This window comes from Bacillus sp. 491mf (assembly GCF_900112415.1).
Taxonomy (GTDB): Bacteria; Bacillota; Bacilli; order Bacillales; family Bacillaceae_G; genus Bacillus_A.
Genome location: NZ_FOLV01000026.1, coordinates 14,237 through 40,820 on the forward strand (window position 1 = coordinate 14,237; position 26,584 = coordinate 40,820).

The following is a 26,584-nucleotide window of genomic DNA, read 5'->3' on the forward strand; positions in this document are numbered from 1 at the left end:
CTTCTTCTAGTTTAGTAACCAATTACTTTCATATAGTCACGTAAAATATCATTTGATGCTGCGAATTTTCTTTCTTCATCTTCTGTTAAATTCAACTCAACAATCTCTTTCACACCATCTCTTGTTATGATGGCTGGAACACCTGTACAAATTTCATATTCACCATATTCACCATCTAGGATTGTTGATACCGCAATAACACGATAATCATCATTAAAAATGGAACGTGCAATATAAGCTAAGGAGTTCCCAATACCGTAGTATGTTGTTCCTTTTCGTTTATAAATTTCCCAACCTGCTTTTGATGTTTGTTCAACAATCGAATCTAAATCAATATCCGCAAAGCGTTCTTTTTGCTCTTTTAAAATTTGTAGCATCGGTTTTCCACCAACTGTTACGTGAGACCAAGCAACCATTTGTGAATCGCCATGTTCTCCTAATGAGTAACCATGAATGCTACGAGGATCCACATCAAATATTTCAGACAAAATTGTTTTTAAGCGAGAAGAATCTAAAGATGTCCCAGTACCAATCACACGGTTTCTCGGAAGACCTGATAACTTCCAAACTTGGTAAGTAATAATATCAACTGGATTAGAAGCAATTAAGAAAATACCTTGAAAGCCGCTTTCCATAACTCCTGATACGACACTTTCCATAATTTTTGCACTTGCTCCTAAAGTATCAAGACGACTTTGTCCTGGCTTTGGAGCAGCTCCTGCTGTAATAATGACAATGTCCATATCTTTGCAGTCTTCATAATCGCCTGCATATACTTTTGTTCTTGTATTTGTAAAATTAATGCAGTGAGACAAATCCATCGCTTCGCCAACTGCTCGTTCATGATTAATATCAATTAACGCTAACTCTTCACAGATTCCTTGATTCACAATAGAGTACGCACAGCTAGATCCAACTAATCCTGTACCTATAATTGCAATTTTTCTTGTACTTCTATTCATAACCATCTCTCCTGTTTCTATGTAATCTTCTTTGTTTTATGTATCTTACACTTTTTATTATAAAAGTTTTCACCGTAAAAACCATGTACAACTTGTGAACTATTTCACAATATTATGGACATTTTATGTCCCTTTTCACATAATTTCGACAAAGCCCCGATACCTTCACAAAAAAACGAGTAACGTCTCAATTACGTTACCCGTTTTGAAATATGTCTGTTCTTATCCCGCTAGACCCTCACCTCAAGATTGAGAGAGAAACAAAGAAGATAGGCGGGCTTTCCAGCAGTGAGAAAAGCGTCACTAATGGAAGTTTCACTTTATTGCGCGCTTAATTGATTCTTTAACTGCTGAACAACCATTGGATTAGCTGGCGCTGCTGGCTGATAATAGCCCTTTTGCATCGCATACTCATATAGATTGCGCTGCCTTACTTCATCTTGATTACGAATTTGAATTAACGTTTGATGTAATTGTTCATTATTCGCTTGCGCAATATAATTTGCATAACCCGTTAAACTTGCATTTAACCCAGCTAAATAATCATTTACCATATCTTTTTCATTCATGTTCTCTACACCCCTATCCTAAAAAAGACATTAATTGTTGTTTCGTATTTTGGGCATCTTGCACATCTTTTTGCAGAATCTGCCTAAGCTGCGGATCCGTACATGTCTGTGCATACTCTTGTAATTTGTTAATAACTGTTGCATGCCCGCCAATCAGATGACGTAAATTCTCTACTTCAAGTTCAGTTAAATTTTGCATTGTAACAGCCTTCCTTTCTTTGTTCATTCACGATTTAGTATTTATTTTTTTGGGAATTTGTATGCACGAAAAAACCTTAGAATCGCTTCTAAGGTTTTATTCTTTCATCACATGCAGTCCTTTAATAAATGTTTCCAATAATAAATGTAAGCTCACATCTAAATCCAGCGGCAACCCGAATCCACCTTGCTGTTCAATCGAAGCAAAACCATGACAAATACTTCTTATTCCGCGCGTCGCATGCAATGCTTTCTCTCCTTCTAATCCGTATTGCTGTAAAATTTGAAGGCAAAGCTCTACAATTCCGTCCCCCGTTTGCTGCACTTCTTCATCTCGTAAAAAAGTTGCTTCATACAACCCAGGATGTTTTCGAACAAACGATACGTACGTTTCTCCTAATGCGTAAATTGCCTCGTCCATACTTTTATCCTCTACCGCCTCTTTCAGCGCCCCGTGTAGCTGCTCTATTCCGTAAATACCAAGATTTTTCCGTACATCTTGTAACCCTTTCACATGATTATATAGAGAGGGGGAACGTATTCCGAGCCTTTGCGATAATGACGCTAATGTTACCTCTTGTATGCCATTTGTATCTGCGATTTCTGCCGCTGTATCTACAATTTTCTGTAATGTAAGTCCGATTCTCGGTGACATAAATTAACCCTCCTTCATACTTTCTACATTTCGCTTTGCTTCCTTAATAGCAAGTTCTATTGCAGCGCCTGGATCCTTTATCATTTTTCCATGCCCTGCCGCAAGTAAGGAAGGTTCATAGGACCTTAGCTTCTCTGCGCTCTGCAATGCTACTTCTTTACTCCACGTTGCCATCGCAGGAAACGGAAACCAAAATTTCATTTGTCCCGAAACAGCCATGCCCCCTCTTGTTTGAAAGGCATCCCCCACAATAAGAGCGTTATTTCGCGTATCAAGAAACGACATGGAGCCTGGTGTATGTCCCGGCGTCATAATCGCAAGAAGCGATCCAATTCGGTCCCCATCCGCTAATAAAACATCTGGCCCTGTCTTCACTTGTTTCGGGACACCGCCTTTTATTGGCGTATTCGGTTCATCTCTTTGTAATGTCGTATCTCCTTCTAACAGCCTAGCATCTCGCTTAGAAATATAAACAGGAACATCAGGAAGTACTTCCTTTAATGCGTCTAGTGCACCGATGTGATCATCATGTGCATGCGTTAATACAATATTCGTAATCGGCTTTCCTATTTTCTGAGCCGCTTGTAAAATACCTTTTGCGCTATATGGAAGTGCCGCATCAATTAAAGTTAACCCCTCTTCTTCCTCCACAAAGTAACAATTCACAGGAAACACTCTTGGTAAAAATGACAATTGATATACTGTTTTTTCGTGCATCATTCTCATATTTCCAGCTCCCTTTCCAAAAACTAATGGTATTAGTTTTATTATACTAATGGCATTAGTTTTCGTCACTATAAATTCCATTTTTGGGCAAAAAAAGAAGAAGTAGTCGTTTTATATGACTACTTCCTTTCCCCTAATTAAATTACTCTTGGCAATCTTTGTATGCCTCATACCAATGATACGGCTGTATTTCTTGTAACGTCTTGAAAATAAGTTTTCCCTCTCGAGAATAAATTGCCGCTTTCACATCCGAGCCCCAATAAAATAAACGCTCTTGGCAAACGCCGCATGGGGTCAATACTTTGAATTCATCATGTTCGTCATCTCTTGTCACACAAATACTATGTGTGATCCTCTTATTTAACTTATGCGCCTCACATATCGCCCCAGTTTCCATACATAATTCAGTTGAATCATTAATAACTTCAGGAGCAACACTAATCAATATATCGCCATCTTCCGTACACATTGCTGCCGCCCCTCCCCAGCCTATAGGATAGCGTTTCTTCACAAATTGAATGGCTGCTTCATATAATTCTTGTTCAATTGACATGACATCAATACCTTTCTACATTATCTCTTTCTCTAAAGGCCGCTTCCTCTATCTTATAAGACAAAAATGGGCTTTGTGTAAAATACATTCCCGCTAATAATAGAGTAATTGCCCCTATACTATACAATTGAGATGTTGGTACATAATCAGCTAATACGCCGCCAAGTAAGTATCCTAAAGGAGCCAGCGCACCTTGAATCGCATACACAACTGTTAATGCTCTCCCTAAATACTCCCCATCAATACTTGTTTGCAGTATCGTTTGAAATTGCACACCCATTACACCAATCATCATCCACGACATAGCAAGTAGAACAAGTGCCGAAAGTAAAGAGCTTGATAAAAACAAATACGATAAAAACCAAGCACTTCCACCGATAAAATTAACTGTAACAAAAACACTTTTCAAACGATAACGGAATAGCTTTCCAGACAACATACTCCCCAATAAAGTTCCAATCGATATAGCTGTCATCCACATTCCATATTCTTTCTCTGTATGTGCCAATATTGGCATAAGCCCGAGCGGAATGCACATGAGCATATTAATAATCGTAAAAACACAAATAAATGTACGCAGTTCTCCGAGTTTCCAAAAATAACGAAGGCCTTCCAAAAATTCTTTTTTATACGCAACTTTCTGATTCGTTTCGTTTTGTTTCAGTCGTGGCAATTTCAATAGTATCCATAGAACAAAAAAGAGAATCACATACGTAATAGAGTTAAAGAAATACACCATGCCGATTCCAATTGTAGCTATAATCAGACCGGAAACTGCATTACAAATAATATCTAAACTGTTGTAGGTAAAGGCAAAAACAGAATTCACTTTACCTAACTGCTCTTTTTCTACTAAAGATGGAATCAACGCGCTTTCAGTTGGATAACCAAGATCTGCTGCTAGCGTTGCGATAAATATAAGCCAAAGTAATACTGGCGGATGTAATTGATTGACGTAGTATAAAAGTACTATTAACGTCAAAATAACAGCTTGTATTCCCATCGCTATTAACAACAACGTCTTTTTCGAATATTTATCAATAATTGGTCCGTAAAAAATTTGCAATGCAACAGGTAACAGCGTCACAAAGCTAGCAATCCCAATCCACGTATTAGAACTCATCGTTTCTTTTACAAACCATATCGTTGCCATGTAATAAAGACTATCCGAGAAATTAGCAACAATTCGTACAAAAAGTAACGTAAGTATATTTTTGTTCATCATATCCAATTTCGCTCCTTTACATTGTTTAATATACATAACCAATGTAAAGGCGGCGGCCGAATGAGACGTTATATATCCGTAATATAGTGGTACATATCTTCAACCTTTCTTTTCCATTTTTTATAGGATAACATAAATATAGTGGTTGTTTACTTAATTTTCAGATAACCACTCCCGTGCCGAATCGCCGATATATCACAAAGGTCGCCGATAAAACCGCCATTTGCGCTGATATATTATCAAACGCGAAAAAAGGAGCTAGCCACAAAAGGCAGCTCCTCCATTTTTATTAAACTGTGTAACGCTCATCCTCTAATACTTTCGCCGCGATTTCACGCTTCTTCGGAATAACGTTAATTGGTGTGTGACGTGTTAGCTTACGAAGTGCAGATAACATCATGCGCAGCATGTCGCCATTTTCAACTGCGATAACTGTTTCTTTTGCGTCTGCTTCGATTTGGTTGAACGCTTCTTGGCAGAATACTTCTGTGTAAAGAACTTTTTGTTTGTTCTTCTCAAGGCCAGTTGCTTTGATTGCTTTTTCTGTACGAAGAACAGCTGATTCCATTGCGTATAAGTTATTTACGATATCTGCAATATTCACAAGAACTTCTTGCTCTTTGTCTAAGGCTTTACCGTATTTTTGAGCAGCTAAACCAGCAATCATTAAGCCGATTTTCTTCGCATTTTTTACTAAATGTTTTTGAGCTGCCAATGGCTCATCGCCTACTTCTTCTGGCATCATCATCATTAACTCTTCTTGTAATTTTTGTGCTTCTTGTAAAAGTGGTAATTCGCCTTTCATTGCTTTACGTAGGAATGTTCCTGGTACGATTAAGCGGTTAATTTCGTTCGTACCTTCGAAAATACGGTTAATACGAGAGTCGCGGTACATTCTTTCAATCTCGTACTCTGCCATAAATCCGTAACCACCATGGATTTGGACACCTTCATCAACTACGTAGTCTAGTACTTCAGAACCGAATACTTTGTTTAAAGAGCACTCAATTGCATATTCAGCAATAGAAGCTGCAACCGCTTTTCCGTCTTTTACTTCTTCTTCGGATAATGTGCTCATACGGCTTTCAAATAAACCAACTGTACGATATACAGAGCTTTCTGCTGCATAGATTTTCGCTGCCATATTCGCAAGTTTCTCTTGAATTAATGGGAAACGAGCAATTGGTTGTTTAAATTGTTGACGCTGATTTGCATATTGCGCTGAAATTTCTAACGCACGTTTTGAAGAACCAACTGTACCAACACCTAATTTATAACGGCCGATATTTAAAATGTTAAAGGCAATAACATGACCTTTCCCAATTTCACCAAGTACATTTTCTTTTGGTACTAATGCATCTTCTAAAATTAATGTACGAGTAGAAGAACATTTAATACCCATTTTCTTTTCTTCTGGGCCTGTAGATACGCCTGGGTATTCTCTCTCTACGATAAACGCTGAGAAATGTTCGCCGTCTACTTTTGCATATACAACAAATACATCAGCGAAGGCTGAGTTTGTGATCCATTGTTTTTCACCGTTTAATACGTAGTGTGTACCTTCTGCATTTAAGCGAGCCGTTGTTTTTGCGCCTAATGCATCAGATCCAGAACCTGGCTCTGTTAATGCGTATGCAGCTAACTTTTCGCCTGTTGCTAACGCTGGTAAATATTTTTTCTTTTGCTCTTCATTACCGAATAATACGATTGGTAACGATCCAATCCCGACGTGCGCACCGTGCGTAATTGCAAAGCCGCCTGCAAGAGAAAATTTCTCTGAGATTAATGCCGAACTAATTTTATCAAGACCAATACCGCCGTACTCTTCTGGCACATCAGCACCTAATAAACCAAGCTCGCCAGCTTCTTTTAATAAGCGAACAGAGCGATCAAATTCGTGTTGCTCTAAATATTCAAGCTCTGGCAATACTTCATTTACGATAAAATCTTCTGTCGTTTTCGCAATTAATTTATGCTCATCGCTATAATCTTCCGGCGTAAACACTTGCTCAAATGTAATATCATCAATTAAAAAGCTACCGCCTTTTACTGCACTTCCTACTGTTTTTTCCATGAAAAATTCCTCCTTCATATTTTCATAGGCAGCTTCTCTTGTTCTAAGAGAAGCTAGCCTTCTTTTTTCCTACCCTCTTGTTTCATCTGCTTTTTATCTATATAAATCTGTTTTGTTTATTCACCGTATAATGTGAAACAAAAGATGACCGCACCTTGCTTTCTCCCTTTGTTTTAAAACTCTTGCACGTGACAGAAATGGGCCCTAACCGTTCCCGTTCTGAGCGAGTCGCTTCCACTTTTATAGTAATTCAAACACTCCAGCAGCACCCATTCCGCCGCCGATACACATTGTTACAATACCGAATTGCTCATTGCGGCGTTTCATCTCATGAATAAGAGATAATGTTAATTTTGATCCTGTACAGCCAAGTGGATGTCCAAGGGCAATCGCTCCGCCGTTTACGTTTACTTTTTCTTCATCTAGTCCAAGTTCGCGAATAACTTGGATTGATTGCGATGCGAATGCTTCATTTAGTTCAAATAGGCCGATATCAGATAATTCTAAGCCTGCTAATTTTAATGCTTTCGGAATCGCTGCAATTGGACCAATTCCCATTACTTCTGGCGGTACACCAGCGACTGCAAAGGAACGGAATTTCGCCAGTGGCTGTAAGCCGTCGCTTACTGCTTTTTCACGATCCATTAATAGTACCGCTGCTGCGCCGTCACTCATTTGTGATGAGTTACCAGCAGTTACACTGCCGCGCACATTAAATGCTGGGCGCAGTTTTCCAAGTACTTCTAACGTCGTATCTGCTCTTACGCCTTCATCTTGCGCGAACACAATTGTTTCTTCTTGCAGCTTGTTATTTGCCGAAATAGTGCGAAGCGTTACATCAACAGACACTGTTTCATCAGCAAACTTTCCTTCTGCTAATGCTTTTGCTGCACGTTGATGACTTCTTACCGCAAATGCATCTTGCTCCTCGCGGGAAATGCCATATTTTACAGCGACTTGTTCAGCAGTATGTCCCATGCCCATATAATATTCTGGAGCCGCTTCAACAAGGCGACTATTCGGACGAACAACGTGCCCCATCATTGGTACTAAACTCATTGATTCAGCGCCGCCTGATAATACCGACTCTGAATGACCAAGCATAATACGCTCTGCACCGTAAGCGATACTTTGCAGACCTGAAGAACAATAGCGGTTAATCGTAATAGCTGGAACGTCATAAGAAAGTCCTGCTAGTCCGCCGATATTACGCGCCATATTTAAGCCTTGCTCTGCTTCTGGCATCGCACAGCCAAAAATTAAATCATCAATTGGACCGTCATAGTTATTTGCACGTTTTAACGTTTCTTTTACAACTAATGCTCCTAAGTCATCAGGACGCACTGTATTTAATGATCCTCTCTTCGCTTTCCCAACAGGCGTTCTTGCTCCTGCAACAATAACAGCTTCTCTCATGAACAATCTTCCCCCTTAGTTACGTAATGGTTTTCCTTTTACAAGCATGTGTTGCATTCTTGCTTGTGATTTCATTTCGCTCACTAAACTAATAAACGCCTCGCGTTCAATATCTAATAAATATTGCTCATCCACTTCTGTTCCGTATGGGACTTTTCCACCAGCAATGACATATGCGAGTTTTTTCGCAATGTGCAGATCATACTCGGAAATGTAGCCGGATAAATGCATTGCTTCTACTCCAAGCGCAAGCGTTGCATATCCTGTTTCCCCAACAACTGGAATCTTTTTACGAATCGGTGCTTTATAGCCAGCTTCATATAAAGCAAGTGCTTTTTGTTTTGCATCGTATAGTAAGTGATCACCATTGACACTAATGCCATCTTTATCGCCTAAGAAGTTATGAGAAACTGCTTCTTGCGCAGATGTTGAAACTTTCGCCATCGCTACTGTTTCAAACACTTTGTTTGCGACTTTTTGCAGATCAAACTCAACACCATTTGCCATTTTGTTCAGGTGTTTAATGTATAACTCTTTGTTACCGCCTCCGCCAGGGATTAAACCAACACCAACTTCTACTAATCCCATATATGTTTCACTAGAAGCTTGAATACTAGCTGCCGGTAAGCAAACTTCTGTACCGCCGCCAAGTGTCATACCGTAAGGCGCTGCCACAACTGGTTTTGAGGAGTACTTCATTTTCATCATTGCATCTTGGAAGTTTTTCACGACCCACTCAATTTCAAAGTAGTTGTCATCTTGTGCTTCCATTAAGATCATCGCAAGGTTTGCACCTACGCAGAAGTTTTTCGATTGGTTCCCAATAACAAGCCCTTTATAATTCTTCTCTACTTCATCAACAGCATAGTTAATCATTTGCGTAATATCCATGCCAATTGCATTGCTCTTAGAATGGAACTCTAAGCAAAGAACGCCGTCCCCTAAGTCAATTAAGCTTGCACCGCTATTTTTCTTTAATACGCCATTTTTCTCTTTCAATTGTTTTAGAGAAATTGCTTTTTTATTACGAACGATTTGTTTGTACTCACCGTTATCATAGTAATAGCTCTCGCCATTATCATGTTTATAGAATGATGTAACACCGTTCTCAATCATTTCTTTTACCCAATTTGGAACAGCCAGGCCGTTCTCTTCCATCTTCTGAACGGACTTCTCAACACCAATTGCATCCCAAATTTCAAACGGACCTTGCTCCCAGCCGAAGCCCCACTTCATCGCATTATCAATTGCGACAATATCATCAGCAATTTCTTTCGTAAGCTTTGCTGCATATAGAAGAGTTGGTGTAATAATGTTCCATAATAATTCACCAGCGCGGTCTTTTGCATATACAAGCGCTTTCAATTTATTCGCTAATCCTTTTTCTTGTTTACTTAACTCAACAGAAGCTGCTTTTAATTTTTTACGCGCTTCGTATTCCATCGTTTCAGGATTTAACTCTAAAATCTCTTTTCCTTGTTTTAAGAAGAAGCCTTGACCTGTTTTACTTCCAAGCCATTTTCTTTCTAACATGTCATGCATGAAAGCTGGTACTTTAAAGACTTCGCGCTCTTCTTCTTGTACATTTTCATATACGTTATTTGCAACGTGAACGAATGTATCTAATCCGACAACATCTAATGTGCGGAACGTTGCGCTTTTCGGACGACCAATTAACGGGCCTGTTACAGAATCTACTTCTCCAACGCTATAGCCGCGTTTTACCATTTCTTGCAGCGTTACAAGTAGTCCGTACGTACCGATGCGGTTTCCAATAAAGTTTGGTGTGTCTTTTGCAACAACAACACCTTTGCCAAGTACATCTTCGCCAAATAATTTCATGAAGTCTAACACATGTGGATCTGTATCTTTTGTTGGTATAATCTCAAGAAGTTTTAAATATCGTGGTGGATTAAAAAAGTGCGTTCCTAGGAAATGTTTTTTGAAGTCATCTGAACGCCCTTCGATCATCTTTTCAACGGAAATACCCGATGTATTTGAGCTAACAATAGAGCCTGGTTTACGAACAGCTTCTACCTTTTCAAATACTTTCTTTTTAATATCTAAATTTTCAACAACAACTTCAATAATCCAATCAACATCAGCAAGGCGTTCCATATCATCTTCCATATTGCCCGCTTCAATTAACGCTAAGTTTCCTTTTACTGTAAGAGGAGCTGGTTTTTGCTTTAATAACTTTTGCAGCGCTCCGCTACTGAAACGATTTCGTACACTTTTATGTTCTAATGTAAGTCCCTTCGCCTCTTCTTCCTTCGTCAGCGTTGGTGGTACAATATCAAGCAATAATGTCGGTATACCGATGTTAGCTAAATGTGCAGCAATTCCAGAACCCATTACCCCAGAACCAAGAACTGCAGCCTTTTTAATTTGGAACATCCAATTCTCCCCCTTATTCTTGAATGAATGCTCATTCAATTTTTCGACAAACGTCGCAATCAATGAGTGAGCCTCTACTAATAAATATATGCTAACATCGAAATTTTCGCAATATATTTAAAAATAAAATTTTCTGAACTTATTTCTTTTTTCACATTTTGGGCATGATATGTAGTGAACTTCCTTTCTTCAAACACTTGTTCAAACGGAGGCATAACTTATGGCTAAAATGAAGAGAAATCCATCAAAAGCAGGTATTAGCTCAACAAGCGTAACAGGAAATGCCGGCCCAGTTGATCGCGGCATCGAAAAAGGCCGCCAAGGAAATAATCAGCAATATAAGAAACAAAACATGGGTGAAAAATAATAGTACAAATATAGACAGCGAACATGGCATAATGAAAAATGGGCCATATCGCTGTCTATTTCATACATAAAAGAGGGTACATAATGAAACGAACCATTACACTACTTGTTATTTCAGCTACATTATTTATTGCAATGATTTTTTCTTTATATGAGCAGAGGCAAATCGTTAAAGCCAATCAGCCTGATATATCCGGGAAATATGGCGTGACCATTGATGCAAAAACAGGAGACATTTTATACGGAAAACGTGAACATGAACGTTCCTATCCAGCGAGTATAGCGAAAATGATGACCACCCTTCTATTGCTGGAGAATGTAAAAGAAGATGAAGAAATTACCGTGACAGAACATGCGGTAAAAACAGAAAGCCAAAGCAAAAAAATTACACTACACGCCGGAGAAAAATTAAAGCGCGATGAAGCATTAAAGCTCATGCTTGTCATTAGCGCCGATCCAATTGCCGAATCAATCGCAGAGCATATCGCCGGTTCCAAAGAAAAGTTTACAAAAATGATGAATGAACGCGCAAAACAACTGGGAGCAATACATACAGCATTTAAAAACGCAAGCGGAGCTGATGCACTTGGTAATAAAATTTCACCATACGATTTAGCACTTATTACAAAAGAAGCATTAAAATACCCAATCGTGTTACAAGATATGAATACTATTCACACAACAGTGCACACATCTATGCAAACGAAAAAAATCGCAAACTATGGACGTGAAGAACTGTACGCTGATTCACATGCGATTGGAAGCAAGAGCGGTCTTTCTGCACTAGCAGAATATACAGTCGTTACAATAGATGAAAAAGATGGGAAAAGAGTAATTAGTGTTGTGCTCTCTACTGGACGTAAAACAGTGTATCCCGATGCCAAGAAAATGGCAGAATACGCTTTTGAACAATTAAAATAACCAAGGAAGTTTAAACTTCCTTGGTTATTTTTTAACCATTCCTTTTAATACAAATGCTACGTTAGCTGGACGTTCTGCTAAGCGGCGCATGAAATAGCCGTACCAATCATTTCCATATGGTACATACACACGCATTTTATATCCTTCTTTCACAAGCTCAAGTTGACGCTCTGTGCGAATGCCGTATAACATTTGGAATTCAAACTGATCACGCGAAATGTTGTATTCTTCAGCTAGCTTTTTTGTATATTCAATAATTGCATCATCATGTGAAGCAACCGCTGTATAATTGCCATTTAATAAGTGCGTTTTAATAATTTTTTTATAATTTTCATCTACATCTCTTTTTTCTGGGAATGCAACTTCCTCTGGCTCTTTATATGCGCCTTTTACAAGACGTAAATTTGGTGTATACGCATTCAAATCATCTATATCTTTTTCAGTACGATATAAATATGCTTGAATTACTGTACCAACATTGTCATATTCTTCTTTTAACTTCTTGAAGATGTCGATTGTTTTCCCACAACGTGAATAGTCTTCCATATCAATTGTTACAAACACACCGTTTTCTTTCGCTGCATCTAAAATACGGCGCATGTTGTTCATAACTAGATTTTCTGAAATATCTAGACCCATAGATGTCATTTTTAATGAAAGCTGAGAATCTAGCTTTTCGCGACCAATTGCACGAATTGCTTCAATCGATTCATCCGCCATCTCATTTGCCTCTGCTTCGTTATCGACAAATTCCCCCAAATAGTCGATCGTAACACAAAGGTTTTGTTTGTTTAAATCTTTAATGGCAGCTACTGCTAAGTCAATCGTTTCTCCCGCAACAAAGCGCCCCGCTCCAAAGCGTAAGCCGTACTTTTTCGCCAGTTTTGTTAACGCTTTATTTTTTGATAAAAACAGGAAAGAATTACGCATTAATTGTTCCATGTCTTTCACCCCTATGACTGTACTTTGTCTGTTTTTTACCCCTCTTCTAAATTATATCACTCTTTAAAATTATTTGATACAAATAATTATTTTGATAATTAACATAATAATACGAGAATGTTTACATATCCGAATTCCAAAAGGAAAAACCATACAAAAAATTTTTCGACATCCCGAAATGTTAAGGGGTGAATAGTCAGTTACATCTCTCAGTAATAAATTCGACAAATGGTTTGCGTCTTCCATCCTATAGCCAAGACGAAGATACGACGTCGCTTTCATATGACAAATGAACATTATATAAAAATAATTCATTAGCATAATCGCTTTTTCTCTCTATATGTGACCAAAAAAAGGCCTGGCCGCTTCTTTGCACAGCCAGGTACCCTATTTTTTTCCTATGTCTCAACTTATATATTCATTTTGATTTACTAACATTCAAACCTCTGCCATGGAGGATACAACATGATCGCTTGGTTTACACCTCGCACGGGGCAGGAAAAGGCACTGACCGCTCTCGCTCTCCCTTAAAAAGAAGGGCGGTTTTATGTTTGCTTTCTTACTTCTTCTGTCTATGCTCGTCGTTCAACTTTTTGATTTCTGTAATTAACTGGACCATTTCTTCTTTCGCATCTGGATACGTTTCATTCCAATGCTTTACAAGAGCTGGCATCGTTTTCGCGATATACGAATATAACGCCCATTTCTCTATCTTTTGCTTATATTCTTCATTGCTCTCTCCTAGTAACAGTTCTGTATACTTCTCTAACAAGCCATCGAATTGTTCTTGAAATTTATCGCTCATTCTTTTGATCTCCCTTTAGACTTTTTTATATTTAATATTAAAGAAATTGAAAGATAGAAACAAATTTCCTATCCTACTTTTTTAAGTCATGCTATATAAATCCCTTGCACGGGGCAGGAAAGGGACCTGACCGCTCCAAGAACTCGCCCATCTAATAAAAGTGATTTTCAATTGTATTTATATATGAAATAAGAAGCAGCCTAATGTAGCTGCTTCTCTTACACTCTATAACTTCGATTGTACAGATTGTAATTTCTTCTCCATTGAACTAACTTTATCACGGCGATCATCAACGCGAATATTAGTTGCTACGCGGCCTGCACCTTTAGAAAACGGGACTTCATGCATTTGTTGAATGACTTCAAATAATACTGGAAGTTCGCCTTCAATAATTGTATTCATCGGTGTTAATTGATATTTCACGCGATCTGCATTTTTCTCAAGTACTTTTTGTATTTCTGCTACATATTCACTTACACTTGTAGTACCTGTTCCAACTGGAATAATGGTAACATCAACAATTGCCATGTTTGTTCACCTCTTTTATAGATTCCTTACCATTGTACAAGATTTTTTTCCTCTTTAAAAATATATCAGCGCTTTTTACAATATATCGGCGGAAATGCGGAATTTATCGGCGCTTCGACACAATATAAAGACTTCTCGACAACATACGCCATGAAACAGCTATACTTGTATTCCGATGAAGAGTTATTTATCCTTAAGACATAAGAATTTTTTCGTTCGGGAGGACTTATGTTACAGAGATTCGGTTTTTCACAATATGAAAGTCAAGCATATGAAGTTCTCGTTTCAAGCGAGGAACCGCTTGATGCAACGAGCATCGTAAAGTATTCCGGTGTTCCAAAGGCAAAAATATACGAGGTATTAGTACGCCTTGTTGACAAAGGCATGGTAATGGATTCTGTTTCAGAAAAGAAAAAGCTATATACAGCTCTGCCACTGCAACTTGCTATCGAAAAATTAACGACAGAATTTCAAGCGAATATTGAAGAGTTACAAAACAACGTATCGAAAAAAAGATTTACAGATGACCGTGTATGGAGCTTAAAAGTACAATCTTCTATTCACGCACAATGTAAACAACTTGTGCAAAGCGCAAAAAAATCGATTCGGATGTCAGCGTGGAATGATACATTTTTAGACTATGTGCCGTTTCTAGAAGAAAAGAAAAAACAAGGCGTAGAGATAGAAGCACTTATTGTCGGAGGACTTGATACAACATTAGAAAACATCCACCTTCTCATCCCAACAGAAGAGCACCATGCACTTGAGCGCTTTTTACTCATCATTATTGATGATCGTGAAATTTTATTTGCGGGTGCTGAGCAAAACGCATGGCAAGCAATGAAAACAATGTCCCAGCCATTCGTTAAATTTTTCACTGAATTTTTCTATCATGACGTTGCCCTTGCGAAAATTACTGAGAAACATCATGATTTATTTATGAATGATGAGGAAATCCGAAACCTCTTAATGAAACTACGCTATTAAAAAACGGACATGTACTCCTACTCATGTCCGTTCTTCATTTTGCTTCTTAATATCCGATAATAATGAGATGATTTGCTCATTTTGTTTGATTTGTTCCTCTGAGTTTAAATAAATAAATCGAATCCAGCGAAGTACAAAGACAAGCACAAATATAGGAAGCATAGTAAATAGAGCACCAATCATAGATCCTACCATCCTAACTACCACCTCCTCTTTTTATATAGATCTATTTTGTCACTGCTATGAAGAATACCACATGCCCGCTACTTGCTTACTCCCTTTGTTTCAAACACCGACCGTGGCAGAAATAGGCACTGACCGCTTCCATACACGGCCGGATGCTCTCGTCTCCCACCTAAAAAAAGGGGGGTTATATCGTTTTTTTACTTATATATACACATTCCACAATCTCTTCCCATATCCTTGCACAAAAAATAGACACCTTCAAAAGATGCCTATTTTCCAAACCTCTATTTATTCACTTGCTTCTTATTTAAATACCAATACACTGGTAATCCTGTTAACACGATACCAATTGATAGGAAACATCTAGTTGGCTCATTAATAATCGCACTTCCAATTACAAATAATGATCCTAAAATTGCTAATGCCGGTACGATTGGATATAAAGGTACGCTATATTCACGTTTTTGTCCTGCATTACGCTTTCTTAAAATGAACACGCCGATAAATGTCATAACATAGAAAATATAAATAATAAATACGGAAATCTCAGACAGTTCATTCGGATCACTAATCAACATTAAAATAATACCGAGTAAAATCTCAACAAAGATTGCGTTTGCTGGCGTTTGAAACTTATCGTTAATTTTTGAAATAAATTTTGAGAACGGAAGCTGACCACGCTCTGCCATTGATACTGGGATACGTGGGAATGTTAAAATCTTTCCATTTAAACATCCGAATATCGAAACAATAACACCTATACTAATCAATTTTCCGCCATATTGGCCTAATAACATATCAGCTGCTGTTGCTGTTGCATTCTCACTTAAGGTAACAATTTGTGGTGCCGGTAAAACTTTTAATAGAGCCATGTTAATTAATACATATGCTGCTGTTACAATAAGGATCCCAACTGTCATTGCTTTTGGTAATAGCTTTGTCGGATTTTTCATTTCACCGCCGATAGACGCGAGTAGAATCCAGCCATCATATGCAAATAATGTTGCTAAAATTGCCATCCCCATGCTTTGATTTGCAGACTCTGGTACAATAACGTTAAATACATCGCTATTTCCTTTCCAAAATCCCATTACAACAATAAGTATAATTGGAATCATTTTTCCAATTGTTGTTATCGTTTGAACAATGCCCCCATACTTTGTTCCCACACTATTTATAGCACCAAGGAACACAACTGTTCCAATCGCAATTGGTAAATTCCATACTTTATCAATGTGGAAAAAGTTTAACATTAATGAACTAAAATACAATCCCAACGTCCCAATAATTGCTGGTCCATATACAAGTGTTTGCATCCATCCAGATAAATAGCCCCAAAACTTACCATAAATCTCCTCTAGATATGTATACAAACCACCATTTTTCGGAATTTGCGCTCCAATTTCTGCAACCGTTAAGCCACTTGCTAAGGTTAAAATCCCCCCTATTACCCAAGCTAAGATTGCCATGTTAGAACTTCCGGCATAATCCAATACCTTACCTGGCTTCATAAACACGCCAGATCCAATAATTGTTCCAACAACGATTGATAATGCGACCGTTAAGCCAATTTTGTTTTTGTCATCGTGATGCATAACTATGTGTCCTCCCTCTAACCCTAGTTTGATTTAAATAAAAAACACTCATCCCTATAAAAGGGACGAGTGTTATATTCGTGGTTCCACCCTTGTTCCAATTGGCATGAAGACATAAAGCACCAATTGCTCAAGTTTCAGATAACGGCGATTGCCGGCAAACAATTACTAGATATTCGTTCACTGCTGCAGTTCAAAGGTGGTAAACTATTCTTTCGTATTAGGAAACTCACAGCCAAAGGTTTCCCTCTCTGAAAATCGTAAAAAATAGATCATGTCCTTATCAATACTTTTATAATGTCGAAATTTACTATTAATGTTCATTATATTGAATTTTTCAAAAAAATCAAGCTTGTTTTATAGTACATAATAAAACTATCATACTATAATATAACAGTTATATAAAAATAAAACAAATATAGCAAATACTTCTCTTACTCCCACACATATCCAGACGCTCTCGCCCATCTAAAAAAAAAAAGGGGTTATTCACAAAGAAAAAGAGTTAACCAAAACCCCGCTAAAGCAGTATTTCAGGTTAACTCCTTAATTATATTATAACAACAATCTTCTCTCCTACGCCTCTTGCAACTGTCCACCTTCACGATCCATTACTTTCTTTAATAGCACAGTTTGAACGACAGTAAATAAGTTACTTGTAATCCAGTACAAGACAAGTCCTGACGGTGCGGCAAATCCCATAAATAAAATCATTGCCGGCATCATAAATTGCTGGATTTTCAATGCTTGACTTTGTTCTCCTGTCATATTGGACTGCAATATTTTCATCTGTAGAAATGTTGCCATAGCAGCAAGGGCAGGTAAAATGTGATATGGATCTGCATGTCCCAAATTTACCCATAAGAAAGAAGCTGAACGAATCTCTTCCGTATGACTAATAGCATAGTACAATGCCGAAAAGACTGGCATTTGAAGTAACAATGGTAAACAACCCATCACCGGGTTCACACCGTTCGTTCTCATTAAAATCATCATTTCTTGCTGATATTGCTTTTGTTTCTCCGGATTTTTCGTCGTATCGCCATACTTTTCCTTCAACTTCTGAAGCTCTGGCTGCATTTTCTTTGTTTTTAATTGACTGCGATATTGCGTAATCGTCAGTGGCAATAATATCGTACGAACTACAATCGTAATAATAATAATGGCAATCCCAAAGCTATGATTCGGCAAATGGTGTGCCACAAACTGCAGCATAACAGAAATTGGATATACAATATAGTGATTCCAAAATCCAGGACTAGTCGCATCAATTGGTGCTGCATTTGCACTCGCATTTGCATTAGCACACCCTGATAAAACAACAACAAATAATAATGATAAACTTATGAGCCAAGCTCGGTATGATTTCAACATATATCTTCCTCCAATGTTTCATAATTCGTTAGCGAAACATTGGTATATACGGACCTACATCATCACTCTCTCCACTTGCTTCTTGCCTGCGGACTGAGTGGGCCATTCCATGTTTATAAAAAATAGAGAAAAACGAAATATTCCCTACATGCTTCTCGCACGTTTCCACAAATGCGAAAGCTTTCTGTCTCCCTCTATATGTTTGTTGGCGTACAAAACGCGAAACATTAGTGAGAAACAAAACTTCTAATAAACAAAGTGCCGTTGTTACAACAGATATATACAACATTGCATCTTGCAACAGAAATTCCATCTCTTCACATCCTTATGACAGGATTATATCATAATGCTTCAACATGTAAATTCCTTATATTTGACATATTCATGTTATTATACATGCGTTTAAGTTGTAGAAATTTTATAAAATTTTTGCATAATAATAAAACTATTGTCAGTTGTTGAAAAAAGCATTATCCTCTTCTTGTAATCAAAAATGAATATGGAGATGAAAACAGACATGGGCCAACTAGGAGACGCCGATTTCGTTCCCGATACCGCCTTTTTATCATTCCCAGCTGCAAAAACATGGCATTTAGAATTTGTAATTCAACTGATTGTTATTTTAGTTGCTTCAATTTTCTATGCAGTTTCAATGAATATGTTTTTTATTCCACATCACATGATTAGTGGCGGCTTTACTGGTGTTGGGATGATTATCGGTTATTTAATGCACTACAACATTGGTGCACTCATCTTTTTATTAAACATTCCACTTCTCTTTCTTAGTTATTTTTACTTAGGAAAGAAAACAACTTTTTTAACAGCATATTTCGTTACTATATCGACGTTTGCTATGAACGTTGTTCCCGTTCATCAAATTTCAGATGATATTTTATTATCTTCTGTCTTTGGCGGTGTGCTGTGCGGGGCTGCAACAGGAATCATTTTCCGGTTCGCTTCTTCGACAGGCGGATTCGATATTATTGGGTTACTTGTTGCAAAACATCGGGATATTTCAATTGGATCTATCATTTTTGTCTTTAACCTTATTCTCCTTGCAATCGCTGGTTTTATTTTTGGATGGGATATTACACTTTACACACTGATTAGCCGATTTGTAGCAAGTAAAGTAATCGATTCCATTCATACAAAGCACATTAAATTAACAGTGATGACAGTTACAGAAAAAGGAGATATCGTGAAAAGAGCTTTGCTTCAACACGGAATTCGCGGTGTAACAATGGTTGATGCTGTCGGTGGATATACAAACCATAAGAAAAAAATGATTTACACAGTTGTTACGCGCTATGAACTAGGAGAAATTAAACGTCTGGTAAGGCATGTTGATAGGCACGCTTTTATTAACATCACAGAAACAGTAGAAGTAGTCGGACGATTTAAACGTATATAACAAAACGCAAGGATGATGTCCTTGCGTTTTTATTTTTAGATAACATCCTCCAAAATTCAAAATATCTGATAATTATTTTTATTCGAATCTAAAACATGTTATACTATGTATTATAAAAATAAGAAATAAATATATATACGACAGAAAAGGTTTAAAACAAAAGGAGAAAGCACGTGCAAGTCACGTTGTATTCTGCATAGCAGCGACTTATAAAGAAAAGCGGAGGCGGCTCGCTCAGAACAGTCGGTGGAGCTCGACAAAGATGTCGGAAAATCAAAATGGATTTATATATTGGTTCTCCTATTCAAATTATAGTGATAAAGGAGCAAAACATATGAACAAGAATATTAGACTTATTATCGCAACGTTATTTTCCATAGCAGGCGGTCTCTTATGCTTTTGGACAAATACTCTTATTGGTGAAAATTTATATATTAATGGAATTGATTCCATTGTAAGCGCTTCCGTTTTAGGTTCGTTTATTTTCTTCTTTTTCAACCGGACAGAAAACACTCGAAAAACGACGCTTTTAACAATGATCGGCATCGTCGGTGCTTGTATCTCATTTTCAACAACAAATTATGACTTACCACTGCAACTTAGCACAGCTTTCTTTCACGGTCTTTGGACTTGGTTTATCGCATTTTGCATGGCAGATATCTTTCAGTTACTACAAGATGACAGTCATGTTCAGGTGGAAAGTAATTCATAATAAAAAGGCAGTGCTTCTCTTTAAGCACTGCCTTTTTCAACATGAAATGGATCATTTTAATTTACTGATTGTACAAACACACGTTTAATTTCTTTACGGAATCGTACAGCTACACTTACCGCCACAATCACAACAACACCGATAATAATCTTCCCGATATGATCTTCAAGCAATCCAAAAATAGCATCTATGTTGCCACCTAACCAATAACCGCCTACTAAGAAGAACGATACCCAAAATAACGCCCCACAATAAACTGTTATCGCAAAGCGGCGAAATGGCAAATTAATGATACCCGCAAAATATCCTGTAAAATGACGTACACCAGGAATAAAAAAGGCGATAAAGATTAAAGAATGCCCATACTTATCAAACCATTTTCGCGTTAAATCAATTTTACGTTGCGTTAAAAAGACATATTTTCCGTACCTTTGAATAAATGGCATCCCAAGCTTGTTTCCTACCAAATATTGAATTGTCATTCCAACGCTTGTCCCTAAGAAAGAGAAAAGGATTAATAATGGTAAGTGTAACTCACCTGTGTGTGCTAAATATCCTGCATAAGCTAATGTTGGCTCTCCCGGAAACGGAAGTGCAATATATTCTAACAGCAGTCCAACAAGTACAACGTAGTAGCCGTACTGTTGAAATAATTCGTGAACCCATTCCATGTTGATCTCTCCTTTTCTTGCTGATATGCAATCTTCTAAACGTTCTTATCTCGTATTTTAATTGTATAAAAATTACACGAGAAGTACTATCTTAATTACTTACAATAAGCTTACATTTTTGTAAGGAGACTGGCTGTTTCCCCCACTTCTCATATACCGCTCATAGACTCATTCAGTTTTTCCACTTCTTCCTTAATCTTCTTCACATCAACACGTTCAAATAACGGTGACACATTTGAAATACGAACTGGGCATTCAGTCGTATAAGACCAACCTCTCTTTGAAACTCCTAACATTTGCTCTACTTGTACAGACGAAAATGGAAGAAACGGTGCCAACACTTGTGCAAAATTCACGATGAGGTGAATACAGTTTCTCATCGTGTCATCACACGCTGTCTTATCTTCTTTTATTTGTGTCCACGGCTTCCTTTCATCGAAATATTTATTCGCATAGCGAATATGTTCAAAAATTGTCTCCAGCGCTTGTTTAAAATGCGCTTTTTCAATAGACTCTCCTACTTCAACGTATATTCCCTTTAGCTTTTCATCCAATTCCTTATTTATTTGACCAGTCGGCACAGCATTCTCATAATATTTTTCAAGAAACTTCAGCGTCCTGTTTACAAAATTTCCGTACGCTCCTAACAATTCACTATTATGGCTATAAATGAACTCCCGCCACGAAAAATCCGTATCTCGATTTTCAGGTGCGTTTACAGTTAAAAAATAACGAATTGAATCCGGATGATATTCCTTCAATATGTCTGGAACCCAAACAGCCCAGTTTTTACTTGTTGATAACTTTCTTTTTTCAATTGTTAAATATTCATTCGAAACAATATATTGAGGCAATGCTTCTGCTTGTACCCCCTGCAAAATAGCTGACCAAATAATTGTATGGAACGGAATATTATCTTTACCATGCACATAATACGTCCGTGTATCCTCTCGCCAAAATGGTGAATCATCACCGTTTGTTTCTTGCGCCCATTGCTTACTTGCTGAATAATAACCAGACACAGCCTCAATCCACACATACACCTTCTTATCCTCATATCCAGAAACGGGAACGCTCACGCCAATTGGTAAATCTCTTGAAACAGCGCGGTCTTGTAAACCTTCTTGTAAGTAGCGAAGCGTTAATTGCACTGCATTCTCACGCCACGTTCCATTTTGTTTCACCGCTTCTACATACTCTTCTAACTGCTTTTGTAATGAAGTTAATGCAAAATAAAAATGCTCTGTTTCCTTAATTGTCGGCGCCTTGCCGCACAGTTTACATGTTTTCTCGAGCAAATCTATCGGATCTAAAATAGCAGAACACGCATCGCACTGATCACCACGCGCACCTGCACCGCAATGTGGACAAGTTCCTTCCACATAACGATCTGGCAAAAACTGTACACAAGTCTCGCAGTATGTTTGCTCTACTGTCTTTTTATAAATAAGCCCCTTTTCTAAAAGCTCTAAGAAAATATTCTGAACGACTTGATGATGAGAAGCAGAATCCGTACGAGCATAATAATCATACGAAAAACCTAGCTCCTGAAAACATCGTTCAAATTCTTCATGATAGCGATCCGCAATTGTTTTAACGCTTACCTTTTCCTGTTTAGCTCGAATCGTAATCGGTGTACCGTTACAATCACTTCCTGATACATATAGCACATTGTCCCCTTTTAACCGATAATAACGCGCTAAAATATCCCCTGGCAGTAAACTAGCAATATGACCAAGATGCAACGATCCGTTTGCGTATGGCCAAGCGCCTCCAATAAAAATATTCATCCTACATTCCTCCTTTAAAAATAAAAAAGCCCCGCCCTTATCTTCTAAAAAGATAAGGACGAGGCTGTATATACAGTCGTGGTACCACCTTATTTCGTCAATTGCTCACACAATTGACCTCTGCGAGTACGGAGCAATCATTGCTCGTATACTGTGACTTTGATAACGAGAGCCAACGCTCGTCGCCGCCTACTATTATCAAGTGATAAGTTCAGGACGAAGCTCAGAGGCCATTGTTCAAATGATCATTCTTGCTTCTTTTCAGCTCCCGAAGCTCTCTGGAAAGAATGAATTCATTCTACTTTTCCTCTTCAACGCTTTTCATATGTAATTCACATTGTATATTCATTATACAGAAAAATCAAACTTTTATTGTGTAGTTAGAAGGATTTTTTAATTTTCATAAGGAAACTATATACCTTCACGGAAAGGGGAGATTATTTTGAATCAGGAGCAATTAAGCATAGCAAATAAAACTGGATGGAGTAAAGCTGCTTATGAGGCTTGGACAAATCGCCACGGAACGCCGCAGTCTTACAGTAAGAAAATACGAGAAAATCCCGCTGGCGAGGTCACTCATTATTTACCTTACATCGGTGCAGTCCGTGGAAAACGAATTATAAATCTAATGGGATCAAAAGGAAGTAAGGCGGTTGCTCTGTCATTACTAGGCGCAGAGGTAACGGTCGTTGATATTTCAGAGAGCAACGCAAAATATGCAAGAGAACTTGCCGCAGCCGCTGAAACACATATTGAATACATTGTGTCTGACGTGCTCCATATACAAGATACAATCGGCTCATTTGACGTAGTATTACTCGAGCTTGGTGTGCTCCACTATTTCATAGATTTACAGCCTTTATGTACAATCATTTCTCAATTATTAAAACAAGGTGGAATATTTATTTTACGCGACTATCACCCCATGTATACAAAACTGCTACAAGTAGAAGATAACAAAGTAATTGCAAGCGGGGATTATTTCCAAAAAGATGTAGTCGAGGTAGATGTAGCCTACAGTATACTCTTGTCAGAAGAAGAACGTGACGCTTTACCAAAAAATCTGATCCGCAGATGGACATTAGGCGAAATTGTAACAAACATTGCACAGGCAGGTCTTCATATTGAAGAGCTCACAGAAGAATGTGGTGCAAAGCAAAAATGGGTCTTCCCCCCTCATGCTCCGAATGGAATTGAAGATCACATCCCTGGACTTTATACACTTATCGCCAAAAATATGTAGAACAATCTGTTTTTTGATGACGCAGCAAAGGCATTCCCTGTTACACGGAATGCTTTTTTCTATATGAAAAATACTGTGAGCTAGATCACTGCATCTTTCCTATAAATCCGTTATAATGAGAATAAATATCAATTAATAATAGAGGTGTTAACATGTCTCAAACTTTGGAAGATAAAGTGTATGCCAATTTAGAAGCTGTAATTGATCCTGAGCTTGGCGTCGATATTATAAATCTTGGTTTAGTATATGACGTTACAACTGACGAACAACATAATGCCGTCATTACAATGACAATGACTTCTATCGGTTGTCCAATGGCTGGGCAAATTGTATCTGATGTCAAAATGGTATTAGCAACAAATGTTCCTGAATTAAACGAAATTGAAGTAAATGTTGTTTGGAATCCACCATGGACAAAAGAGCGCATGTCCAGGTTTGCTAAAATCGCATTAGGCGTTCGAGATTAGACGAGAAAAAGACCTGAAATGAATCAGGTCTTTTCGTTTCTTATCTTATTTTACTCCTACTGCATCATATGCTTTCTTCACAGCTTGTACTTCTTTAGAATTTTGGCCATATAAATCTGTAGCCGCTTGAATTGCAGCTTGGCGCATCATGCTAAAGTTTGAGTTTGCAGTTAAATATTTTGAAAGAGCGCGGTAATAAATTTTTTCTGTTGCTTCACGGCCTACACCATTTACAGTAACACCGTAATGCTTGCCACCTTCAGAAACTAAGTATGCCGCTTTATTGTTAATGCTGCTGTTAATATGAACACCACCATTATCTATATTTCCTGTGTAACGCTTACTATAATGATCTGGGTAGCCTTCACTTGGTTTTAATGGATTTGGAATAGAAGCTGGGTCTTTTAAAGAACGCAGTACAGTTCCGCGCATCTCTGGTGTATAAATATCTTCCCCTAGCTCCCAATCATCGCGGTCAACCATTGCACCCATAATATCAGATAGCGATTCATTTAATGCGCCAGACTCATTTTTGTACACTAGATCTGCAGTGTACTCTGTTACTGCGTGAGTAAGCTCATGCGCAATAACATCAAGTCCTGCTGAGAATGCAACGAATTCTTCTCCATCACCGTCTCCGTACATCATTTGGACACCGTTCCACGCTGCATTATCCCATTTCTCCCCTACGTGAACAGTAGAAATTAACTTCGCTCCTTTATTATCAAAGGAATTACGATTGAATGTTTTCTTATAAAAATCGTATACTTTCTCAGCATTAGCATGCGCATCAACAGCTGCTTTATCATCGAAGAATTTATTTTTACTTTCTATTTCCTCACCGGTATATCCAAGCCATTGTGAGAATAGGTTGAACCAATTTTCATCCATATTTTGTGCATCAAATGTATGAACACCTTTTCCGCGTGTTCCATCGAATAAATAAAAAGCTCCAGTTTTTGAGTCCTGTGCCATTTCAAAACTTGTTCGATTTCCCGCTACACCGTAACCAAACCCAGTAATATGATCAATCGCATTGTACTTCTCAATGACATTTCCGTTTGTTGCATCAACGAAATAATGCCAATAGCCTGGTGCCGGCTTTGAAGTGGATGCTTTTACAAGATAAGACAGATAATATTGTCCATCTTTTTCATATACATACAAATCTTTTTTAATACCATCATAGTTATCTACTTTTCCAATTTCTTTCTCAATGCCAGCCTTTGCGATATTTACAGCCTCATCTCCTGAAATGCTCGCATTCGATGGAATATTTTTATCTTCTAAATTCGGAATAACTTGTCCGAAAAATGATTTTACATTATTATCTTTATCCAGTGATACTGTTTGATCAGATCCATAAACAGGAACACCATTATGTTTTTCAATAAGCTTCACATGTGTCGTTTCTGCCTGTGCATCTTTTTCTTCACCAACGACTTCAAAATGTTTCTCAATATTTCCTACTAATTTAAACATGTCTTTTTTACTCTTTAAATACTCAAACACCGTTTCTCTTTTATCTAATCCTTCCGGTGCTTTCCACTCTTCCCCAATATAAGATGGCGTTTGGAATTCTTGGTTGTATTGAACTTTTTGCTCATCTGCATATGTACGTGACGTACCTAATGTCGCAAATGCTCCTAAAGCCATAGACAAAGCTAACGTTGAAGATAAAACCTTCTTCTTCAAAAACAACACTCCCCATCCCTATTTTTTTGACACTTTTATACAATTCTAGGTAATGTAGTGATACCCTCCTTTTTATTTTTTAGAAAATTCAGACAGAATATTCTAAAAAAAATGGT

The 26,584-nt window shown here is 37.8% G+C and carries 27 protein-coding genes and 2 other annotated features; of the genes, 7 read left to right on the forward strand and 20 right to left on the reverse strand.

The window, feature by feature from the left end; all coding sequences use genetic code 11:
- Window positions 1-11: 11 nt before the first annotated feature.
- The 10 genes from BM211_RS18610 to BM211_RS18655 all read right to left on the reverse strand — a co-directional run bounded on the left by BM211_RS18610 (window position 12) and on the right by BM211_RS18655 (window position 10,775).
- Window positions 12-962, reverse strand: coding sequence for an L-lactate dehydrogenase (locus tag BM211_RS18610; RefSeq protein WP_035433130.1), 951 nt, complete (start codon window positions 960-962; stop codon window positions 12-14).
- Between the two features lie 320 nt (window positions 963-1,282).
- Window positions 1,283-1,531 carry a spore coat protein gene (locus BM211_RS18615; RefSeq protein ID WP_035433132.1) on the reverse strand — a complete coding sequence of 83 codons (249 nt, stop codon included), beginning with the start codon at window positions 1,529-1,531 and terminating at the stop codon, window positions 1,283-1,285.
- A 13-nt stretch (window positions 1,532-1,544) separates the two neighbouring features.
- Window positions 1,545-1,730 carry a hypothetical protein gene (locus tag BM211_RS18620; RefSeq protein WP_035433134.1) on the reverse strand — a complete coding sequence of 62 codons (186 nt, stop codon included), beginning with the start codon at window positions 1,728-1,730 and terminating at the stop codon, window positions 1,545-1,547.
- Window positions 1,731-1,826: 96 nt separating this feature from the next.
- Entirely contained in the window at window positions 1,827-2,384 is a 558-nt protein-coding gene (locus BM211_RS18625; RefSeq protein WP_090998946.1) for a TetR/AcrR family transcriptional regulator, read from the reverse strand.
- A 3-nt stretch (window positions 2,385-2,387) separates the two neighbouring features.
- Entirely contained in the window at window positions 2,388-3,110 is a 723-nt protein-coding gene (locus BM211_RS18630) for an MBL fold metallo-hydrolase (RefSeq protein WP_090998948.1), read from the reverse strand.
- 142 nt (window positions 3,111-3,252) lie between these two features.
- The gene (locus BM211_RS18635) at window positions 3,253-3,663 is read right to left on the reverse strand and encodes a cytidine deaminase (RefSeq protein ID WP_090998950.1); all 411 of its coding nucleotides are present in this window, start codon (window positions 3,661-3,663) and stop codon (window positions 3,253-3,255) included.
- A gap of 4 nt (window positions 3,664-3,667) precedes the next feature.
- On the reverse strand, window positions 3,668-4,888 hold the full coding sequence (locus BM211_RS18640) for an MFS transporter (RefSeq protein WP_177206963.1): 1,221 nt from the start codon (window positions 4,886-4,888) through the stop codon (window positions 3,668-3,670).
- 289 nt (window positions 4,889-5,177) lie between these two features.
- Entirely contained in the window at window positions 5,178-6,962 is a 1,785-nt protein-coding gene (locus tag BM211_RS18645; protein ID WP_035433141.1) for an acyl-CoA dehydrogenase family protein, read from the reverse strand.
- A 240-nt stretch (window positions 6,963-7,202) separates the two neighbouring features.
- Window positions 7,203-8,378, reverse strand: a complete 1,176-nt coding sequence (locus BM211_RS18650; RefSeq protein WP_035433144.1) for an acetyl-CoA C-acetyltransferase — start codon at window positions 8,376-8,378, stop codon at window positions 7,203-7,205.
- Between the two features lie 15 nt (window positions 8,379-8,393).
- Window positions 8,394-10,775, reverse strand: coding sequence for a 3-hydroxyacyl-CoA dehydrogenase/enoyl-CoA hydratase family protein (locus BM211_RS18655; RefSeq protein WP_035433147.1), 2,382 nt, complete (start codon window positions 10,773-10,775; stop codon window positions 8,394-8,396).
- A gap of 220 nt (window positions 10,776-10,995) precedes the next feature.
- Here BM211_RS18655 and BM211_RS18660 point away from each other — a divergent pair, with 220 nt between their 5' ends.
- Both BM211_RS18660 and BM211_RS18665 read left to right on the forward strand, forming a co-directional pair.
- Window positions 10,996-11,142: a YuzL family protein gene (locus BM211_RS18660; protein ID WP_020062328.1), complete on the forward strand. Its 147-nt coding sequence runs from the start codon at window positions 10,996-10,998 to the stop codon at window positions 11,140-11,142.
- 83 nt (window positions 11,143-11,225) lie between these two features.
- Window positions 11,226-12,062, forward strand: coding sequence for a D-alanyl-D-alanine carboxypeptidase family protein (locus tag BM211_RS18665; protein WP_035433149.1), 837 nt, complete (start codon window positions 11,226-11,228; stop codon window positions 12,060-12,062).
- Window positions 12,063-12,086: 24 nt separating this feature from the next.
- Here BM211_RS18665 and BM211_RS18670 read toward each other — a convergent pair whose 3' ends face one another.
- The 3 genes from BM211_RS18670 to BM211_RS18680 all read right to left on the reverse strand — a co-directional run bounded on the left by BM211_RS18670 (window position 12,087) and on the right by BM211_RS18680 (window position 14,337).
- Window positions 12,087-13,004 (reverse strand): proline dehydrogenase family protein, encoded by a 918-nt coding sequence (locus BM211_RS18670; RefSeq protein WP_035433151.1) that lies wholly within the window; start codon window positions 13,002-13,004, stop codon window positions 12,087-12,089.
- A 559-nt stretch (window positions 13,005-13,563) separates the two neighbouring features.
- A complete protein-coding gene (locus tag BM211_RS18675) occupies window positions 13,564-13,809 on the reverse strand; it encodes a YusU family protein (RefSeq protein ID WP_035433153.1) in 246 nt (81 codons plus the stop codon).
- Window positions 13,810-14,034: 225 nt separating this feature from the next.
- Entirely contained in the window at window positions 14,035-14,337 is a 303-nt protein-coding gene (locus BM211_RS18680; protein WP_090998954.1) for an MTH1187 family thiamine-binding protein, read from the reverse strand.
- 228 nt (window positions 14,338-14,565) lie between these two features.
- Between BM211_RS18680 and BM211_RS18685 the strand changes: the two genes are divergently transcribed.
- Window positions 14,566-15,324: a TrmB family transcriptional regulator gene (locus BM211_RS18685; protein ID WP_035433157.1), complete on the forward strand. Its 759-nt coding sequence runs from the start codon at window positions 14,566-14,568 to the stop codon at window positions 15,322-15,324.
- A gap of 21 nt (window positions 15,325-15,345) precedes the next feature.
- Here the strand turns inward: BM211_RS18685 and BM211_RS26555 are convergent, their stop codons facing one another.
- The 4 genes from BM211_RS26555 to BM211_RS18705 all read right to left on the reverse strand — a co-directional run bounded on the left by BM211_RS26555 (window position 15,346) and on the right by BM211_RS18705 (window position 18,792).
- On the reverse strand, window positions 15,346-15,519 hold the full coding sequence (locus tag BM211_RS26555; protein WP_090998956.1) for a hypothetical protein: 174 nt from the start codon (window positions 15,517-15,519) through the stop codon (window positions 15,346-15,348).
- 275 nt (window positions 15,520-15,794) lie between these two features.
- Window positions 15,795-17,105 carry an APC family permease gene (locus BM211_RS18695; protein ID WP_090998958.1) on the reverse strand — a complete coding sequence of 437 codons (1,311 nt, stop codon included), beginning with the start codon at window positions 17,103-17,105 and terminating at the stop codon, window positions 15,795-15,797.
- Between the two features lie 58 nt (window positions 17,106-17,163).
- Window positions 17,164-17,401 (reverse strand) — a binding site (T-box leader).
- Window positions 17,402-17,681: 280 nt separating this feature from the next.
- On the reverse strand, window positions 17,682-18,479 hold the full coding sequence (gene yidC / locus BM211_RS18700) for a membrane protein insertase YidC (RefSeq protein WP_035433161.1): 798 nt from the start codon (window positions 18,477-18,479) through the stop codon (window positions 17,682-17,684).
- Between the two features lie 28 nt (window positions 18,480-18,507).
- Entirely contained in the window at window positions 18,508-18,792 is a 285-nt protein-coding gene (locus tag BM211_RS18705) for a hypothetical protein (RefSeq protein WP_035433163.1), read from the reverse strand.
- A gap of 204 nt (window positions 18,793-18,996) precedes the next feature.
- Between BM211_RS18705 and BM211_RS18710 the strand changes: the two genes are divergently transcribed.
- Together BM211_RS18710 and BM211_RS18715 are read left to right on the forward strand one after the other, a co-directional pair.
- Window positions 18,997-19,890: a YitT family protein gene (locus BM211_RS18710; protein WP_090998960.1), complete on the forward strand. Its 894-nt coding sequence runs from the start codon at window positions 18,997-18,999 to the stop codon at window positions 19,888-19,890.
- A 334-nt stretch (window positions 19,891-20,224) separates the two neighbouring features.
- Window positions 20,225-20,602, forward strand: a complete 378-nt coding sequence (locus BM211_RS18715; RefSeq protein WP_035433249.1) for a DUF3938 domain-containing protein — start codon at window positions 20,225-20,227, stop codon at window positions 20,600-20,602.
- 56 nt (window positions 20,603-20,658) lie between these two features.
- Here BM211_RS18715 and BM211_RS18720 read toward each other — a convergent pair whose 3' ends face one another.
- A complete protein-coding gene (locus BM211_RS18720) occupies window positions 20,659-21,273 on the reverse strand; it encodes a DedA family protein (protein WP_035433166.1) in 615 nt (204 codons plus the stop codon).
- 149 nt (window positions 21,274-21,422) lie between these two features.
- Window positions 21,423-23,063, reverse strand: a complete 1,641-nt coding sequence (metG, locus tag BM211_RS18725) for a methionine--tRNA ligase (protein ID WP_090998962.1) — start codon at window positions 23,061-23,063, stop codon at window positions 21,423-21,425.
- Between the two features lie 51 nt (window positions 23,064-23,114).
- Window positions 23,115-23,387: a binding site (T-box leader), on the reverse strand.
- 118 nt (window positions 23,388-23,505) lie between these two features.
- Between metG and BM211_RS18730 the strand changes: the two genes are divergently transcribed.
- Together BM211_RS18730 and BM211_RS18735 are read left to right on the forward strand one after the other, a co-directional pair.
- Window positions 23,506-24,306: a class I SAM-dependent methyltransferase gene (locus tag BM211_RS18730; protein WP_035433170.1), complete on the forward strand. Its 801-nt coding sequence runs from the start codon at window positions 23,506-23,508 to the stop codon at window positions 24,304-24,306.
- Between the two features lie 152 nt (window positions 24,307-24,458).
- Window positions 24,459-24,773 carry a metal-sulfur cluster assembly factor gene (locus BM211_RS18735; RefSeq protein WP_035433172.1) on the forward strand — a complete coding sequence of 105 codons (315 nt, stop codon included), beginning with the start codon at window positions 24,459-24,461 and terminating at the stop codon, window positions 24,771-24,773.
- Between the two features lie 45 nt (window positions 24,774-24,818).
- Here BM211_RS18735 and BM211_RS18740 read toward each other — a convergent pair whose 3' ends face one another.
- Window positions 24,819-26,468, reverse strand: a complete 1,650-nt coding sequence (locus tag BM211_RS18740; protein WP_090998964.1) for a M4 family metallopeptidase — start codon at window positions 26,466-26,468, stop codon at window positions 24,819-24,821.
- Between the last annotated feature and the right edge of the window lie 116 nt (window positions 26,469-26,584).

Coding starts and splice junctions, on each gene's coding strand:
- BM211_RS18660 (WP_020062328.1), top strand. CDS start 10,996: ATGGCTAAAATGAAGAGAAATCCATCAAAAGCAGGTATTAGCTCAACA.
- BM211_RS18635 (WP_090998950.1), bottom strand. CDS start 3,663: ATGTCAATTGAACAAGAATTATATGAAGCAGCCATTCAATTTGTGAAG.
- BM211_RS18685 (WP_035433157.1), top strand. CDS start 14,566: ATGTTACAGAGATTCGGTTTTTCACAATATGAAAGTCAAGCATATGAA.
- BM211_RS18665 (WP_035433149.1), top strand. CDS start 11,226: ATGAAACGAACCATTACACTACTTGTTATTTCAGCTACATTATTTATT.
- BM211_RS18615 (WP_035433132.1), bottom strand. CDS start 1,531: ATGAATGAAAAAGATATGGTAAATGATTATTTAGCTGGGTTAAATGCA.
- BM211_RS18680 (WP_090998954.1), bottom strand. CDS start 14,337: ATGGCAATTGTTGATGTTACCATTATTCCAGTTGGAACAGGTACTACA.
- BM211_RS18625 (WP_090998946.1), bottom strand. CDS start 2,384: ATGTCACCGAGAATCGGACTTACATTACAGAAAATTGTAGATACAGCG.
- yidC (WP_035433161.1), bottom strand. CDS start 18,479: ATGTTGAAATCATACCGAGCTTGGCTCATAAGTTTATCATTATTATTT.
- BM211_RS18695 (WP_090998958.1), bottom strand. CDS start 17,105: ATGCATCACGATGACAAAAACAAAATTGGCTTAACGGTCGCATTATCA.
- BM211_RS18655 (WP_035433147.1), bottom strand. CDS start 10,775: ATGTTCCAAATTAAAAAGGCTGCAGTTCTTGGTTCTGGGGTAATGGGT.
- BM211_RS18650 (WP_035433144.1), bottom strand. CDS start 8,378: ATGAGAGAAGCTGTTATTGTTGCAGGAGCAAGAACGCCTGTTGGGAAA.
- BM211_RS18720 (WP_035433166.1), bottom strand. CDS start 21,273: ATGGAATGGGTTCACGAATTATTTCAACAGTACGGCTACTACGTTGTA.
- BM211_RS18610 (WP_035433130.1), bottom strand. CDS start 962: ATGAATAGAAGTACAAGAAAAATTGCAATTATAGGTACAGGATTAGTT.
- BM211_RS18715 (WP_035433249.1), top strand. CDS start 20,225: ATGAACAAGAATATTAGACTTATTATCGCAACGTTATTTTCCATAGCA.
- BM211_RS18630 (WP_090998948.1), bottom strand. CDS start 3,110: ATGAGAATGATGCACGAAAAAACAGTATATCAATTGTCATTTTTACCA.
- BM211_RS18620 (WP_035433134.1), bottom strand. CDS start 1,730: ATGCAAAATTTAACTGAACTTGAAGTAGAGAATTTACGTCATCTGATT.
- BM211_RS18670 (WP_035433151.1), bottom strand. CDS start 13,004: ATGGAACAATTAATGCGTAATTCTTTCCTGTTTTTATCAAAAAATAAA.
- metG (WP_090998962.1), bottom strand. CDS start 23,063: ATGAATATTTTTATTGGAGGCGCTTGGCCATACGCAAACGGATCGTTG.
- BM211_RS18710 (WP_090998960.1), top strand. CDS start 18,997: ATGGGCCAACTAGGAGACGCCGATTTCGTTCCCGATACCGCCTTTTTA.
- BM211_RS18645 (WP_035433141.1), bottom strand. CDS start 6,962: ATGGAAAAAACAGTAGGAAGTGCAGTAAAAGGCGGTAGCTTTTTAATT.
- BM211_RS18735 (WP_035433172.1), top strand. CDS start 24,459: ATGTCTCAAACTTTGGAAGATAAAGTGTATGCCAATTTAGAAGCTGTA.
- BM211_RS18705 (WP_035433163.1), bottom strand. CDS start 18,792: ATGGAATTTCTGTTGCAAGATGCAATGTTGTATATATCTGTTGTAACA.
- BM211_RS18640 (WP_177206963.1), bottom strand. CDS start 4,888: ATGATGAACAAAAATATACTTACGTTACTTTTTGTACGAATTGTTGCT.
- BM211_RS18675 (WP_035433153.1), bottom strand. CDS start 13,809: ATGAGCGATAAATTTCAAGAACAATTCGATGGCTTGTTAGAGAAGTAT.
- BM211_RS26555 (WP_090998956.1), bottom strand. CDS start 15,519: ATGGTAGGATCTATGATTGGTGCTCTATTTACTATGCTTCCTATATTT.